Origin of the sequence: Kribbella polygonati, from assembly GCF_050320105.1 — a bacterium.
In the GTDB taxonomy this organism is placed as follows: domain Bacteria; phylum Actinomycetota; class Actinomycetes; order Propionibacteriales; family Kribbellaceae; genus Kribbella.
The window spans coordinates 970,870-985,000 of the sequence record NZ_CP190129.1 but is presented as its reverse complement, the minus strand read 5'-3'; the positions used below and the strand labels follow the sequence as shown (position 1 = coordinate 985,000).

Annotated in this window: 12 protein-coding genes; 8 read left to right on the top strand and 4 right to left on the bottom strand. The window is 70.7% G+C overall.

Going from position 1 to position 14,131, the window contains the following annotated elements; genetic code table 11:
- The first annotated feature begins 2 nt into the window (after positions 1-2).
- The 3 genes from ACQHIV_RS04715 to ACQHIV_RS04705 are packed head-to-tail and all read left to right on the top strand — an operon-like array spanning position 3 to position 2,925.
- Positions 3-902 (top strand): ABC transporter permease, encoded by a 900-nt coding sequence (locus ACQHIV_RS04715; RefSeq protein WP_427892019.1) that lies wholly within the window; start codon positions 3-5, stop codon positions 900-902.
- Positions 899-1,900 carry an ABC transporter ATP-binding protein gene (locus ACQHIV_RS04710; RefSeq protein WP_427892017.1) on the top strand — a complete coding sequence of 334 codons (1,002 nt, stop codon included), beginning with the start codon at positions 899-901 and terminating at the stop codon, positions 1,898-1,900. The genes ACQHIV_RS04715 and ACQHIV_RS04710 overlap by 4 nt, the downstream gene beginning before the upstream one ends.
- Positions 1,897-2,925: an ABC transporter ATP-binding protein gene (locus ACQHIV_RS04705; RefSeq protein WP_427892015.1), complete on the top strand. Its 1,029-nt coding sequence runs from the start codon at positions 1,897-1,899 to the stop codon at positions 2,923-2,925. Before ACQHIV_RS04710 ends, ACQHIV_RS04705 begins: the two co-directional genes overlap by 4 nt.
- On the opposite strand, the gene ACQHIV_RS04700 is transcribed toward ACQHIV_RS04705, so the two are convergent.
- Positions 2,903-3,886, bottom strand: a complete 984-nt coding sequence (locus ACQHIV_RS04700) for a Gfo/Idh/MocA family protein (protein WP_427892013.1) — start codon at positions 3,884-3,886, stop codon at positions 2,903-2,905. The genes ACQHIV_RS04705 and ACQHIV_RS04700 overlap by 23 nt on opposite strands.
- A 110-nt stretch (positions 3,887-3,996) precedes the next feature.
- Here ACQHIV_RS04700 and ACQHIV_RS04695 point away from each other — a divergent pair, with 110 nt between their 5' ends.
- The 3 genes from ACQHIV_RS04695 to ACQHIV_RS04685 are packed head-to-tail and all read left to right on the top strand — an operon-like array spanning position 3,997 to position 6,814.
- Positions 3,997-4,953 carry a succinylglutamate desuccinylase/aspartoacylase family protein gene (locus ACQHIV_RS04695; RefSeq protein ID WP_427892011.1) on the top strand — a complete coding sequence of 319 codons (957 nt, stop codon included), beginning with the start codon at positions 3,997-3,999 and terminating at the stop codon, positions 4,951-4,953.
- Positions 4,950-6,020, top strand: a complete 1,071-nt coding sequence (locus ACQHIV_RS04690) for a pyridoxal-phosphate dependent enzyme (protein WP_427892010.1) — start codon at positions 4,950-4,952, stop codon at positions 6,018-6,020. Before ACQHIV_RS04695 ends, ACQHIV_RS04690 begins: the two co-directional genes overlap by 4 nt.
- Positions 6,017-6,814 carry an SDR family NAD(P)-dependent oxidoreductase gene (locus ACQHIV_RS04685; RefSeq protein WP_427892008.1) on the top strand — a complete coding sequence of 266 codons (798 nt, stop codon included), beginning with the start codon at positions 6,017-6,019 and terminating at the stop codon, positions 6,812-6,814. The genes ACQHIV_RS04690 and ACQHIV_RS04685 overlap by 4 nt, the downstream gene beginning before the upstream one ends.
- Positions 6,815-6,847: 33 nt before the next feature.
- Here ACQHIV_RS04685 and ACQHIV_RS04680 read toward each other — a convergent pair whose 3' ends face one another.
- Complete coding sequence (locus tag ACQHIV_RS04680) at positions 6,848-7,162, bottom strand: chorismate mutase (protein WP_427892006.1); 315 nt, start codon at positions 7,160-7,162, stop codon at positions 6,848-6,850.
- A gap of 161 nt (positions 7,163-7,323) precedes the next feature.
- Here ACQHIV_RS04680 and ACQHIV_RS04675 point away from each other — a divergent pair, with 161 nt between their 5' ends.
- Entirely contained in the window at positions 7,324-9,270 is a 1,947-nt protein-coding gene (locus ACQHIV_RS04675; RefSeq protein WP_427892004.1) for a GTP-binding protein, read from the top strand.
- Positions 9,271-9,275: 5 nt separating this feature from the next.
- On the opposite strand, the gene hrpB is transcribed toward ACQHIV_RS04675, so the two are convergent.
- Both hrpB and ACQHIV_RS04665 read right to left on the bottom strand, forming a co-directional pair.
- Positions 9,276-11,777, bottom strand: coding sequence for an ATP-dependent helicase HrpB (hrpB, locus tag ACQHIV_RS04670; RefSeq protein WP_427892002.1), 2,502 nt, complete (start codon positions 11,775-11,777; stop codon positions 9,276-9,278).
- Positions 11,778-11,788: 11 nt separating this feature from the next.
- On the bottom strand, positions 11,789-13,201 hold the full coding sequence (locus tag ACQHIV_RS04665; protein WP_427892000.1) for a M1 family metallopeptidase: 1,413 nt from the start codon (positions 13,199-13,201) through the stop codon (positions 11,789-11,791).
- Between the two features lie 80 nt (positions 13,202-13,281).
- Here ACQHIV_RS04665 and ACQHIV_RS04660 point away from each other — a divergent pair, with 80 nt between their 5' ends.
- On the top strand, positions 13,282-13,968 hold the full coding sequence (locus tag ACQHIV_RS04660; protein WP_427891998.1) for a VOC family protein: 687 nt from the start codon (positions 13,282-13,284) through the stop codon (positions 13,966-13,968).
- The last annotated feature ends 163 nt before the right edge of the window (positions 13,969-14,131 follow it).

Genomic DNA, 14,131 nt, shown 5'->3' with positions numbered 1-14,131 from the left:
CGATGATGACTGTTTCAACGCACGCTTCGGCGCAGGACCTGCCGGTTGCCCGCGGCTTCAGCCCGCGCGCGCTCGCGTGGCGCCGGTTCCGTGCGCACCGGCTCGCGATGGCGGGTCTCGTCGTACTGGCCGTGCTGGTGCTGGCCTCCGCGCTCGGGCCGCTGCTGTACCGGACGGACCCGAACGCGGTGGACCCGTTGCTGTACCGGCAGCCCCCCGGCGCCGGGCATCCGCTCGGCACGGACTCGGCCGGACGGGACGTACTCGCGCGGCTGCTCGCCGGTGGCCGCGTGTCGCTCACCATCGGGCTGGTCGCCGCGGCGCTGGCCACGGTGATCGGCGTCGGCCTGGGCGTGACCGCCGGGTATCTCCGCGGCCGGATCGAGGCCGCGCTGTCGCGGATCGCCGAGGTGTTCCAGTCGTTCCCCACGTTGATCGTGATCATCGTGGCGGCCGCGTTCCTCGGGCCGAACCTCTGGCTGCTGATCGGTTCGCTCGGGTTCATGCAGTGGACGCAGGCGTTCCGGCTGACCCGGGGCCTGACGCTGTCGCTGCGTGAGCAGGACTCGATCGAGGCGGTCGAGGGCCTCGGCGCGAGCTCGTGGCGGATCGTCCGCAAGCACCTGGTCCCGGCGGTGCTGCCGCAGGCCGCGGTGTCGTTCACGTTGCTGACGGCAACGGTCATCATGACCGAGGCGGCGCTGTCCTTCCTCGGCCTCGGCGTACCACCGCCGACGGCGACCTGGGGCGGGATGATCAACGAGGCCCAGCAACTGCGGATCCTCGGGTCGATGCCGTGGATGTGGGCGCCGCCCGGGATCGCGATCGCACTGACCGTGCTGGCGGTCAACTTCGTCGGCGACGGCCTCCGGGACGCCGTCGACCCGAGGCAGACCCGATGAGTACCGAACCCGTCCTGCGGCTGCGGGACATCGTCACCGAGTTCGCGACTCTGTCCGGCCGCGTGCGCGCGGTCAACGGCGCGACGTACGACGTACTTCCCGGCCGGACGCTCGGCGTCGTCGGCGAGTCGGGATCCGGCAAGAGCGTGACCGTGATGTCCGCACTCGGCCTGCTGCCCCGGACCGCCACCGTCCGCGGGCAGGCCCTCTTCCGCGGCCGGGACCTGCTGACGATGAAGGAGCGCGAGCTGCAACGGGTCCGCGGCCGTGACATCGGGCTGATCTTCCAGGACCCGATGACCGCGCTGAACCCGGTGATGACGATCGGCGCGCAGATCGACGAGACGCTCAAGCGGCACTCCACCGAGCTGAGCCGGGGCGATCGCGCCGACCGGATCGTGGAGTTGCTCACCGACGTCGGCATCCCCGCGCCGCGGGAACGCAAGGACCAGTACCCGCACCAGTTCTCCGGCGGCATGCGGCAGCGCGCGATGATCGCGATGGCACTCGCGAACCGGCCGTCGCTGCTGATCGCGGACGAGCCGACCACGGCGCTCGACGTCACCGTGCAGGCGCAGATCCTGGACCTGCTGCGGCGATTGTCCGACGAGCACGGCACCGCGCTCGTACTGATCACCCACGACCTCGGCGTGATCGCCGAGATGGCCGACCAGGTGGTCGTGATGTACGGCGGCCGCGTGGTCGAGTCGAGTGGCGTGGACGACCTGTTCCACGCCTCCCGACATCCGTACACCCGGGGCTTGCTGCGTTCGATGCCGGGCACCGCCGAGCGGCGTACGTCGCTGGCGGCCATTCCGGGCGCGCCGCCGGATCCCCGGCAACTGCCGTCCGGGTGCGCGTTCGCGCCCCGGTGCGACCTGGCCGCCGGACGTGACCGTTGCCTCGTACAACCGGAACTCACGGTGGTCTCCACGGGCCACCGGTCCGCGTGCCACTTCCAGGACGAGTTGACACAGAGCGAGGAGGTGGCCGGATGAGCGGCGCACCGGCGGCCGAGGCGTCCAAGGCCGGGCGGGCGTTGGATAATCGCCTGCTGACCGTCACCGATCTCGTGCGGCATTTCCAGGTGGGCAAGGGATTCCTGCGCACACCGAAGACCGTGCACGCGGTCAACGGGGTGTCCTTCCACGTCGACGCCGGCGAGACGTTCGCACTGGTCGGCGAGTCCGGATGCGGCAAGTCGACGGTCGGCCGGACGGTGATGGGCTTCCATCCGCCGACCGCCGGGACGGTGGAGTTCGAGGGCGCGAACATCGGGGCGATGAGCCGCCGCGAGCTGCGGCCGGTCCGGCGGCGGATCCAGTACGTCTTCCAGGACCCGTACGCGTCACTGCCCGCCCGGCTGCCGGTCGCGCAGATCCTCAGCGAGCCGCTGGAGATCCACGGCGTCGGCGACCCGGCGGCCCGCCGCGCGCGGGTTCTCGAGCTGCTCGAGCTCGTCGGCCTGCGCCCGGACGTGGCGTCCCGCTATCCGCACGAGTTCTCCGGCGGACAGCGGCAGCGGATCGGGATCGCCCGGGCGCTCGCGCTCGAGCCGAAGCTGCTCATCCTCGACGAGCCGGTGTCGGCGCTGGACGTGTCGGTGCAGGCGCAGGTCGTGAACCTGCTGGACCGGCTGCGGTCCGACCTCGGGCTCGGGTACGTCTTCATCGCCCACGACCTCGGGGTGGTCAGGCACATCTCGGACCGGATCGCCGTCATGTACCTCGGCACCATCGTCGAAACCGGGCCGGCGGCAACGATCTTCGCCGCGCCACAGCACCCGTACACGCGGGCACTGTTGTCCGCGGTGCCGATCCAGGACCCACGGCTGCGCGACCACAGCCGTCGTCAGCTCCTGTCCGGGGACCTGCCCTCCCCCACCGCGATCCCCGCCGGCTGCCCGTTCGTCACCCGCTGCCCGGAGGTTCAGGACATCTGCCGCACCGAACGCCCCCAGCTGCAGCCCACGTCTTCGGGTGCCCTGTCCGCCTGCCACTTCACCGTGCAGAAGAACGGGTAGTGGGTACGCCTTCCCACTCCCCGGTGACCGCCGAGGCCCGCAACGCATCGGCCACTTCCAGCGCCGCGACGCCGTCCGCGAAGCCCGCCACCGGGGCCGTCCCGCGTTCGACCATCTCCATCAGATGGCGCAGCTGCGCGAGCAGACCGTCCGCCGGGGACGCGGCGTGGCTCTCGTACGTCACCCCGTCGCCCCGGCGGAGCCGGATGTCGCCGTCGGCCAGGTCGGCAAACAGGGATCCCGCCGTACCCATCACCTGCACCGTCCGCGCGCCGACAGTGTCCACGTAGTCGATGTGGCAGTGCGAGACGACCTCGTCGTGGCGAAGCATGGCGTCGACCAGATTCGGGTGCTCCACGTGGCCGGCGTACTCCGTCGTCCGCGCAACGGCGGACACGCTGCCGATCGGTCCGAACAGCTGCCGCAGGTAGTCCCATTCGTGGGAGTAGTCGCGGTAGAGGCGATCCGGCTCGGGGTGGGCGAAGCGGGAGGCCGCGACGGTGATCGTGTGGTACGCACCGAGCAGCACCTGCGCCGCGCTCGGGCGGCCGATCGCTCCGTCGTGGATCAAGGTCCGCAGCCGCTGGACGACCGGCCGGTGCCGCAGTACGTAGCCCACCAGCACCCGTCCCGGGTCCGCGATCCGCTCCATCGCCGTCCGGGCCACCGCGGCCGACTCGGCCACCGGCTTCTCCACCAGCACCTTGGCGCCGGCGTCCAGGGCCGCCAGCAGTTGCGGTACGTGCGTGCGGTCCGGGCCGGCCAGCACGACCGCGTCAGGCCGTGCCGCCAGCAGGTCGGCGAAATCCCGCGTACGGCGGTCGACGAGCGGGCTGTCCGCCCGTTCGAGCAGCGCCGGATCCGGGTCGAACAGGTCGACCCGCACGTCCGCGAGCCCCGCGCAAGCGGCCAGGTGCTGCCTGCCGATGGATCCGAGACCGCTGATCGCTATCCGCCTCATCCGCGGCTGCCTTTCGTCACGTGAAACTCGGGGTTCACCTGATGAACCATTGTCGCTTAGGCTAACAGCGCGCAGCGGCTGTCCGCACCGACCGAAGGGATCCGATTCCGATGCCCCCGACGCAGCCAGTCCGGTCAGCTCCGCCCACCCGGCCGGCACCACCGGATCGGGCGACGTTGCCGGAGGTACGGCGGATCGCGGCCGGCCCGGCCGGGCCGGTCGTCGCGCTGCTCGGCGGCGTACACGGCGACGAGTACGAAGGCGTGCTGGCGACCCGCCGGCTGGCCGCCGACTTCGCCAGGTCCGGCATCCGTGGCGAGCTGCGCTGGGCCGCGCCCGCCAACCCGGCGGCCTGGACAGCCGGTACGCGGTCCGATCCGAACGACGGCGCCAACCTGGCACGGGTCTTCCCGGGCGCGGCCGACGGCTCGACGGCGGAGCGGATCGCCGACCACCTCACCCGCGAGCTGATCGCCGGCGCCGACCTGCTGATCGACCTGCACTCGGCCGGCAGCGGCTTCGAGATGCCCGTGCTGTGCGGGCATGCCTCGACCGGCCCACTCGCCGCGCGGGCCGCGCGAGCGGCGAAGGCGTTCGCGGCACCGATCACCTGGCAGCACCCGGTCATCCACCCAGGCCGCTCCCTGAGTGCCGCGACGAACCTCGGCGTCCCTTCCTTGTACGTCGAAGGCCGCGGCGGCCGGCAGATCCAGGCCGCGGACCTCGAGCTCTACCGGGCCGGAGTCTGGCGCGTCCTCGCGGACCTCGACATGCTCGCCGTACCGCCCCTGCCAGGCGGTCCCAGTCTGATCGTGTCCGGAGACGGTGACACCGACGGCGGCGAACTAGCACCGATGGACGGCTATCTGGTGGTCGCCCGGTCGGCCGGTGACGTGGTCGAGCCGGGGGATCTCGTCGCCCAGCTCATGGACGACCAGGCAGAGATCCTGCACGAGTTCCGCGCGGTTCGCCGTTCGGCCGTCATGCTTCTCGTCAGGAGTCCGTGGGTCCGCCGAGGTGACACCGTGCTGATCCTCGCCGATGTCGAGAGCGGAGAAGAATCGTGAACCTTGACAGCGTTCTCGGCGAGGGTGACACTCCGCTCGTGCCTCTCGACCGGCTGGCCCGCCGCTGGGGTCTCGGCGGCCTGTGGGCGAAGTGCGAGCACCTCAATCCGACCGGCTCGTACAAGGACCGGATCGCCGCGGCCTCGATGAAGTCCGCGGTCGACCGCGGACTGCGCGGCTGGATTGCGACCTCCTCGGGCAACGGCGGCGCGGCGATGGCGGCGTACGGGCGGCGTGCCGGGCTGACCGGCGTACTGTGCGTGCAGTCCGGAGCACCCGCCGAGAAGCTCGCCTCGATCCGGCCGTACGACGTCCTGATGCTCGAGGTGCCCGGGATGGGCCCTGCCGTGATGGACGAACTCGAGCGGATCGCCGCCGCGACGCGACTGCTGCTGACGATCACCACGCATCGGCACAACCCCGTCGGGATGCAGGGAGCTGACGCCATCGGCACGGAGATCCTGCGGGCACAGCCGGCGGTGACGCAGGTGTACGTCCCGTGCGGCGGTGGAGGTCTACTCGTCGCAACCGCGCGAGGCCTCACCACCGCCAGGCAAGCGAGCCACCACGGCACTGGATCGGGGCCGGCGGTGGTCGCGTCGCAGCCGGCGGGCTGTGCGCCGATCGCGCTCGCAGCGGACGGGAGGCTCGACCGGCCGGTGGTCGCGGAGTGCACCACCGCGATCTCCGGACTGCAACTCGCGGAGCCGCCGGATGGGGACGCGGCAACTGCCGCGGTCCGGAAATCGGGCGGCTGGGGCACGGTGGTCACCGACGAGGAGACGTGGCACGCACAGGACCTGTTGGCCCGTGAGGAGGGTTTGTTCGTGGAACCAGCAGCCGCTGTCCCGCTCGCCGCGATGGCGGCTGACGCGGCTGCCGGTCGTATCGGCCCCGACGACCAGGTAGCTGTCGTCCTAACCGGCCACGGCCTCAAAGACCTGCATCGCTACACCACCGCGAAGGCTCCACTGGAAGTCTGCGGCACCGACGAACTCGGCACGCGGATCGGCCGGCATCTCGGCAACGACAACGCACCCACGACCTCGGCCGGAGCAACCCGGTGAGCGCGGTGGCGCCGGAGACCGCGGGGCGTGATCGCTTGGCAGGTCGGGCAGTCTTGGTGACCGGGGCTTCGCGTGGCATCGGTTTCGCGGTGGCCGCACGGTTCGCGGCCGAAGGGGCCCGGGTGGTTCTCGGCCATCAACCGAATGCCGGTATGACGGCATTGACCGAAGCCCGAGCGGCCGAGCTCAGGGCGAGCGGTTACGAGGCGATCGCCGTGCCCGGCGATCTGGCGTCGGTGGACGGTCCCGGAGAGTTGGTCGAGACCGCCCGGGCCGCGGTCGGGCCGTTGGACACCGTTGTTGCCAACGCGGCGGCGACCGGGCGAGGTCCGGCCGTGGAGATCCCGGTGCCGGAATTCGACGCCGTACAGCAGGTCAACACGCGCGGCACCTGGTTGCTCGCCCGGGCCGCGTACCCCGATCTGGTTGCCTCCCGCCATGGGAGCCTGATCACCGTGACCTCGGTGATGATCGAGACCGGTCAGCCGGGTGCGGTGCACTACACCGCGTCCAAAGCCGCCATTGTCGGTATCACCCGGGCCCTGGCCCGCGAGTGGGGCCCGGACGGCGTACGCGTGAACGCCGTCATGCCGGGCGCGATCCGGACCGAGCACGAGGCCGAGGTCGATCCGGACGCCGACGCGGTCGCCGCGCAGATCCTGCCCCGGCAGTGCCTGCAGCGTCGCGGAACCGCCGATGACCTCACCGGGGCCTTTCTCTTCCTCGCGTCCGACGACGCCGCCTTCATCACCGGCCAGGTGCTGTGTGTCGACGGCGGCTGGGTGCACTACTGACCTGTTGGTACGGCAACAAGCCGGGCTGAGCCGTCAGTTGCGGGCGACCTCGGCGTCGGCCGCGATCTGCTCGTGGTGGCGGATCACCTCGCTGATGATGAAGCCGAGCAGCTTCTCCGCGAACGCCGGGTCCAGCTTCGCGCTCTCCGCCAGCCGCCGCAGTCGCGCGATCTGGTCGGCCTCCCGATCGGGGTCGGCCGGCGGCAGGTCGTGCTCGGCCTTCAGCCGTCCGACCTGCTGGGTGCACTTGAACCGCTCGGCGAGCATGTGAACGACGGCCGCGTCGATGTTGTCGATACTGTCCCGCAGCCGCTCCAGCTCGTCCTGCACGGCGTTGCCCGTAGTCATAACCGGCAGGCTACTTGAAAAGCGCTGGCACCGGCCTCGTGCGCGGTCCTAGGCTGGCGCTGGTAGCTCTGTTGGGCACGCGATACAGGAGTCTTCGATGCGAGCAGCACACGCGAACCTTCGCCTCACTCATTCGGCTTCTCCTGTCTTGAGGACTTCGCGTGTCACCAGCTCCTGCTCGCTTCCTGAATCTGGGCATCCTCGCCCACGTCGACGCCGGTAAGACCACTCTCACCGAGCGGCTGCTGCACCTCGGTGGGGCGATCGACGAGCCCGGCTCGGTCGATTCCGGTACCACCCGGACGGACACCCTCGCGCTCGAACGGCGCCGGGGTATCACGATCAAGTCGGCGGTCGTGTCGTTCACGCTCGGCGACCGGCGGATCAACGTCGTCGACACCCCCGGCCACCCGGACTTCATCGCCGAGGTCGAGCGCGTTCTGGGCGTCCTCGACGGCGCGATCCTCGTGCTGTCGGCGGTCGAGGGTGTGCAGCCGCAGACCCGGATCCTGATGCGCGCGTTGCAGCGTCTGCGGGTGCCGACGCTGTTGTTCGTCAACAAGATCGACAGGGTCGGCGCCGACCTCGACCGGGTGGTCGCCGCCGTCCGTACCCGGCTGAGCCCTGACGTCCTGGTGATGGGCCAGGTTCGTCGGCCCGGATCGCGCGCCGCGGAGTTCTGTGTTTCCAGGTACGACGACCCGGCGTTCGCGGAGCGGGCAACGACAACGCTTGCCGAGCACGACGACCGGCTGCTGCGCGGGTACGTCGACGGCGCCGTCGTCTCGGACCGCAGGCTACGAACCGCCATCGCGGCCCAGACGACGGCGGGGTTGCTGCATCCGGTCTTTGCGGGGTCTGCGGCAACGGGCGCCGGCGTCGGTGACCTGATGGCGTCGCTGTCGACGCTCCTGCCGACCGCGTCCGGCCAGGCCGATGATGCGGTTTCCGCGCGTGTGTTCAAGGTGGAGCGCGGATCGGGCGGTGAGAAGGTCGCCTACCTCCGCATGCTCCGCGGCACAGTGCGACCGCGCCAGTTGCTCGAGTTGCCCGGCGGGCGGAGCGGCAAGCCCAGCGCGCTGGAGACGTACGGCGACCACGGGTGGGAACTCGTCGACCGCCTCGGTCCCGGCACCATCGGCAGAATCCACGGGATGCCGGCGGTCCGGGTCGGCGATACGGCCGGCGACGTCCACGACCCGGCCGAACCGCAGTTCCCGCCGCCGACACTGGAGGCCGCGGTACAGACGACGCGCCCCGAGGACGGGCCTGCGTTGCGGTCCGCGCTGGCGCAGCTGGCCGATCAGGACCCGCTCATCAACGTCCACGTCGACGCGTCCGGGCGGCCGACCGTCTCGCTGTACGGCCGGGTGCAGCAGGAGGTCCTCGAGGCGACGCTGGCCGACGAGTACGGCGTACAGGCCCGGTTCGCCGATGCGTCCGTACTGCACATCGAACGGCCGAGCGGCATCGGCACCGCGGTCGAGCGGCTCAACACCCCGAGCAACCCGTACCAGGCGACCATCGGCTTGCGGATCGAGCCGGCCGACCCCGGTACGGGGATCCGGTTCGTCGTGGCGGTGCCGGCTCGCGACGTACCGCTGTATCTGTACGGCGACGTTGCCCGGTTCGCGGCGACGGTCGAGCAGCACATTCGCGGAGCGCTGGCGGCCGGGCTGTACGGCTGGTCCGTGACCGATTGTGTCGTCACGCTGAACGAGGTCGCGTACAGCGTGGCGGACGGACCGCCGTCGAAGCGCGGACCTCGCAGTACGGCGCTGGACTATCGGAAGGTCGCGCCGGTCGTGTGCGGGCAGGCGCTTCGCCGTGCCGGGACTCAGGTGTGTGAGCCGGTGCTGCGGGTCTCGCTGGAGGTGCCTGAGGACCATGCGGCCGCGCTGCAATCCGTTCTTGGCCGGATGGGCGCAGAGCCTGTCGGTCAGTGGCAAACCGGGGTGCTGGCACGGATCGAGGCGCGGCTCGTTGCGGCGCGACTGCATGAGCTCCAGCACCAACTGCCGGACCTGACCGGTGGAGAAGGGGTTCTGCAGTATCGCTTCGACGGGTATCAGCCCGTTCACGGGCGGCCGCCTCGGCGTGGAGAGTGACGCTGCTATTGGCGCGGTTTCGGGCGCTTGGTCGGTACGGCGGTGAGTGGGTCTTCCGGCCACGGGTGGCGGGGGTAGCGGGCTCGCAGTTCGGCTCGGACTTGGGGGTAGCCCTGCTGCCAGAACGAGGCGAGGTCGCTGGTGATCGCCACCGGGCGCCGTGCCGGAGAGAGCAGGTGCAGGACGACTGGCACGCGGCCGTCCGCGACGGTCGGGGTGGCGGTCCAGCCGAAGACTTCCTGCAGTTTGACGGCGAGGACCGGCGGCTCGGCGCCGTCGTACGTCAGTCGCACGTCGGAGCCTGAGGGGACGTGGAGGCGCTCTGGTGCGAGTTCGCCGAAGCGGGTTGCCGCGGGCCAGGGCAGGAGCCGGCGGAGCGCCGAGGTCACGTCGATGCGGGCCAGATCGCGCGAGGCTCGCACGGAGGTGAGCTCGCTGCCCAGCCAGTCGTCGAGACCGGCCAGCAGGGCTTCGTCGTCGACCGCGGGCCACGGGGGTCCGACGTGGGCGTGGCAGAACGCGAGGCGTTCCCGCAGGGCGCGGGCGGCGTCTGTCCAACGCAGTACGGAGAGACCGCTGCGCTGGATGCCGTCGCGGACGGCTGCTTGGACGAGGACCGGGTCCGGATTTGCCAGCGGTATGTCGTTGAGCACGATGGCGCCCAGTGATTCGACCCGCCGCGTCACGATCCGGCCGTCGTCCCAACGGATCTGGTCCGTGGTCGAGACAAGCTCACCCGCGACGTCCCGCGCCGTCCGCTCATCGATCGGCGCAGCGGCCCGAATCCGCGCATCGGCCCGCCCCGGCGCCCGATCCGCAACCGCGATCGCCAACCACCTCATCCCCCGCAACCCCGACCCCTCGTCCAGCACAGCCCCCGTCCCCCCAGCCATCTGATAAGCCACCGCCCCGGCACCCCGCCCCCGCCCCACCCGCTCCGGATACGCCAACCCCACCACCACCCCCACCGCAACCTCATCCCCCATGCCAACTGCTGGTGCGGCCGCGCCTGGGGGCGTGGTTCGGGTGAGGCGGTTCAGTTCTTCTTGCCAGCGGGTGGTGGCTGTGTGGTTGTCGCCGCGGCGTAGGGCTCGCAGGCGGGCTGGTAGGTCGTCGGTGGTGTCGCCGGTGGAGGTGTCCGAGAGCATGGCGACGATCTCGCGGGCTCGGGTGGCGCCGACTCGGGGTGTGCCGTCGAGCAGGGCGCGGGCCAACCGGGGATGCGCTCCGATCGCCGCCATCTGCCGTCCTCGTTCGGTGATCCGGCCGGTGTCGTCGACGGCCTCGAGGCGGTGCAGCAACTCGGTGGCCGCGGTCATCGCCACGACCGGCGGCTCCTCCAGCAACGTCAGGCCCTCACCGGCCGGTGCACCCCACGCCGCCAGGTCGAGAGCGAACGCGGCCAGATCGGCGATCGCGATCTCCGGCGCCGGATGATCGTCGAGATGCGTGTGGTCGGCGGCCGACCAGCACCGGTACACCCGGCCGGGCGCCTCCCGCCCGGCACGCCCCGCACGCTGGTCGGCCGACGACTTCGACACCCGGCACGTGACCAACGCACCAAGCCCACGAGACTGATCGGTCCGCGGCTCCCGCGCCAGCCCCGAGTCCACCACCACCCGGACCCCAGGCACAGTCAGCGAACTCTCCGCCACCGACGTCGTGACCACGATCCGGCGAGCAGCGGTCGCCGTCAACGCCCGCTCCTGTTCGGCCCGCGACTGACGCCCGAACAACGGCAGTACGTTCGCACCCGCCAACCGCCGAGTCACCCCGTTGATCTCGGCCTCCCCCGGCACGAACACCAGGATGTCGCCGTCGTTCTCGACCAACGCCCGCCGTACGACGCCCGCGACATGATCCAGCAGCCGCGGATCGACCCGCCCACCGGGAAGCAGCGGTACGGCGACCGGCGGCGGCACCCACTCGACGGCCACGTCGTACAACGCGGCAGACGCGGTGATCACCGGCGCTGGACCGCCCAGCAGACGACTCAGCCGAACCGTGTCCGGCGTCGCCGAGGTCGCAACGATCGCCAGGTCGTCCCGGAGGTTCGCCCGTATGTCGACGCAGAACGCCAGCAACAGATCCGCATCGAGATGCCGCTCATGACACTCGTCGATCACAACCGCCGAGACCCCCGGCAACTCAGGGTCCTGCTGCAGACGCCGTACCAGAAGCCCAGTCGTCACCACCTCGACGCGCAGGCCGCGCCCGCCGACCCGTTCGCCGCGCATCGCATAGCCGACCCGTTGCCCGAGCGGTTCACCGGTCAACGCCGCCAACCGAGCCGCGGCCGCCCGGGTCGCCAGCCGTCGCGGCTCGGCCACAACGATCGTCCCGTCGAGCGCGTCGCCCAGAGCAAGCGGCAGCAGCGAGGTCTTTCCGGATCCCGGAGGCGCGACCAGCACCGCCGTACCGCCCGAACGCACCGCGTCGACCGTGGCAGGCAGCACCGCCCGGACCGGCAGGTCGGCCCCCGGAACCGACGACTCAGGCAGCAACACGCCGGAGATCGTCAGAGGGCCGGCTTGCCCGGCTGGTAAAGCCAGGTCTGGAAGAACGCGCCGAGATCGCGGTGGGTCACCCGCTCGACGAACCGGATGAAGGTCTGCGTCGACACATTGCCGTGCCGGTACGTCGCCGGCCACTCCTTCAGCACCTGGAAGAACGCACGGTCGCCGATCTTCAGGCGGAGCGCCTGCAACGTCATCGCGCCGCGGTTGTAGACCAGGTCGTCGAAGATGTGGTCCCGGCCGGGGTCGGCCACCTTGCCGGACCAGTCCTTCTCGCCGGCGTACGTCTCCGCGAAGCTCTGCTGCACAGGTACGCCGTTGAACTTCTCCTGGTACAGCCACTCCGAGTAGGTGGCGAAGCCTTCGTTCAGCCAGATGTCCGACCAGTGCACCGGCGAGAGGCTGTCACCGAACCACTGGTGGCCGAGTTCGTGGGCGAGCAGGTCGCCGCTGACCTTGCTGCTGCTCTGGTCGTACACCGGCCGGCCCTGCGTCTCCAGCGCGTAGCCGACGCCGAGGTCGGCGAGGATGCCGCCGGTCGAGCTGAACGGGTACCGCCCGTACAGCGACGACTCCCACTGCACGATCTGCGCCGTGGTCTGGTTGAACACCTTGCCCTGCCCGGCCTTGGTGTCGATCGACCGGCCGATCGCGGTGATGTTCGGCCGGCCGTCCGCGGTCCTCCCGCGGGTGACGTCGTACTTCCCGATCGCCAGCATCGCCAGCTCGCTGGCCATCGGCTGGTTCATCTGCCAGCGGAAGGTCGTCCGGCCGCTGTGCGTGGTGGTCGGCCCGGGTTCGCCGTTGGCCAGCACGGTGAGGCCGGTCGGCACGGTGACGGTCTGGGTGTACGTCGCTTTGTCGTCGGTCGTGTCGTTCACCGGGTAGTACGTCGCCGCGCCGATCGGCTGGTTGAGCGCGACCGCCCCGTCCTTCGTGGCGACCCAGCCGGAGATGCCCAGGGCCGGGTCGTCAATCTTGCGCGGAACGCCCGCGTAGGTCACCGACACCACGAACGTCGTACCCCGCCAGAGGCCGTGCGGAGGCGTGATCACCAACTCCTGCGCACCGGTCCGGGTGTACGCCGCGGCGCGCCCGTTCACCGAGAGCTTGCTGATCTTCAACGGCCCCTGGAAGTCCAGGTCGAACCGGGACAGGTTCTGCGTGGCGCGGGCAACGATCGTCGTGGTCGCGCTGATCGCCTTGGTACCAGGGTCGTACGCCAGCTTGATGTCGTAGTGGCCGACGTCGTACCCGCCGTTGCCCATGTCCGGGAAGTACGGATCCCCGGCACCGGGCGCGCCGGGCGAGAACGGTGATCGCCCGGGCGAGGCATCCGCCGCCGGACCAGGCGCGGCCACCAGACCGAGGGTCAACGCGCTGACGACCAGCAGGCAACCGGCGAAACGTCTCACAATTCCTCCACTGCAGCCTCGACGACCGGCACGATCGGGCCAACCCTAGTCCTGTCCGAGGCGACTGGCAGGATGCGGGTATGGAGCGGAGACTCGGTCGGCCGGAAGCGTCGGAGGCGGTTCAGGAGTACGGGTGGCGGTATGTGCTGGGCGCCTTCCAGACCTCGGTTCCGGTGCCGACGCTGGCGCAGGCGATCGGCGTGGCGGCGGACGCGGCCGCGGCGTGCGGGGACGACGCGGATCGCCATCTGCGGGTCGACGTACGGGCTGATCGGGCTGTCCTCACGCTGCAGTCGACAGAGCACGCGGCGGTCACGACCCGCGATGCCGAGCTCGCGCGCACGATCTCCGGCACCGTCGAGAAGGCCGGGTTCACGCCCGAGCCTGGAACGGGCGCCGTACGGTCGGTTCAGCTGCTGGAGATCGCGATCGACGCCATGGACATCGCCGGGATCCGGCCGTTCTGGAAGGCCGTGCTGGGGTATGCCGACGAGCCGGGCGCCGCGGGGCCGGAGGATCCGCTCATCGACCCGCTCTGGCAGGGGCCGGCCGTCTGGTTCCAGCAGATGGACCGGGAACGGCCGCAACGCAACCGCATCCACCTCGACATCAGCGTTCCGCACGACGAAGCACCCCGGCGACTCGAGGCCGCCCTAGCCGCCGGCGGCCGCCTCGTCTCCGCCACCCGCGCCCCCGCCTTCTGGGTCCTCACCGACCACGAAGGCAACGAAGCCTGCATCACCACCTGGCAGGGTCGCGACAACTGACTTAGTTGTCCAGTACGACGTAGTACCACTCGCCTCCGCCGAGAGCGCTCGGTCTACGAGAGATATGGTTCGAATGTAGTGGCCGAACGGCCTGGTGGGTGGGGACTCTTGGCCGGTGCGGTCGGCTTGGCTCCGGGTGAGGCTGGAGGTGAGCGAAGGAGCC

What these genes read in the sequence shown, in the direction of transcription:
- ACQHIV_RS04700 (WP_427892013.1), bottom strand. Translation starts at nt 3,886, where the DNA reads ATGAGGCGGATAGCGATCAGCGGTCTCGGATCCATCGGCAGGCAGCAC.
- ACQHIV_RS04715 (WP_427892019.1), top strand. Translation starts at nt 3, where the DNA reads ATGATGACTGTTTCAACGCACGCTTCGGCGCAGGACCTGCCGGTTGCC.
- ACQHIV_RS04660 (WP_427891998.1), top strand. Translation starts at nt 13,282, where the DNA reads ATGGAGCGGAGACTCGGTCGGCCGGAAGCGTCGGAGGCGGTTCAGGAG.
- ACQHIV_RS04680 (WP_427892006.1), bottom strand. Translation starts at nt 7,162, where the DNA reads ATGACTACGGGCAACGCCGTGCAGGACGAGCTGGAGCGGCTGCGGGAC.
- ACQHIV_RS04710 (WP_427892017.1), top strand. Translation starts at nt 899, where the DNA reads ATGAGTACCGAACCCGTCCTGCGGCTGCGGGACATCGTCACCGAGTTC.
- ACQHIV_RS04695 (WP_427892011.1), top strand. Translation starts at nt 3,997, where the DNA reads ATGCCCCCGACGCAGCCAGTCCGGTCAGCTCCGCCCACCCGGCCGGCA.
- ACQHIV_RS04705 (WP_427892015.1), top strand. Translation starts at nt 1,897, where the DNA reads ATGAGCGGCGCACCGGCGGCCGAGGCGTCCAAGGCCGGGCGGGCGTTG.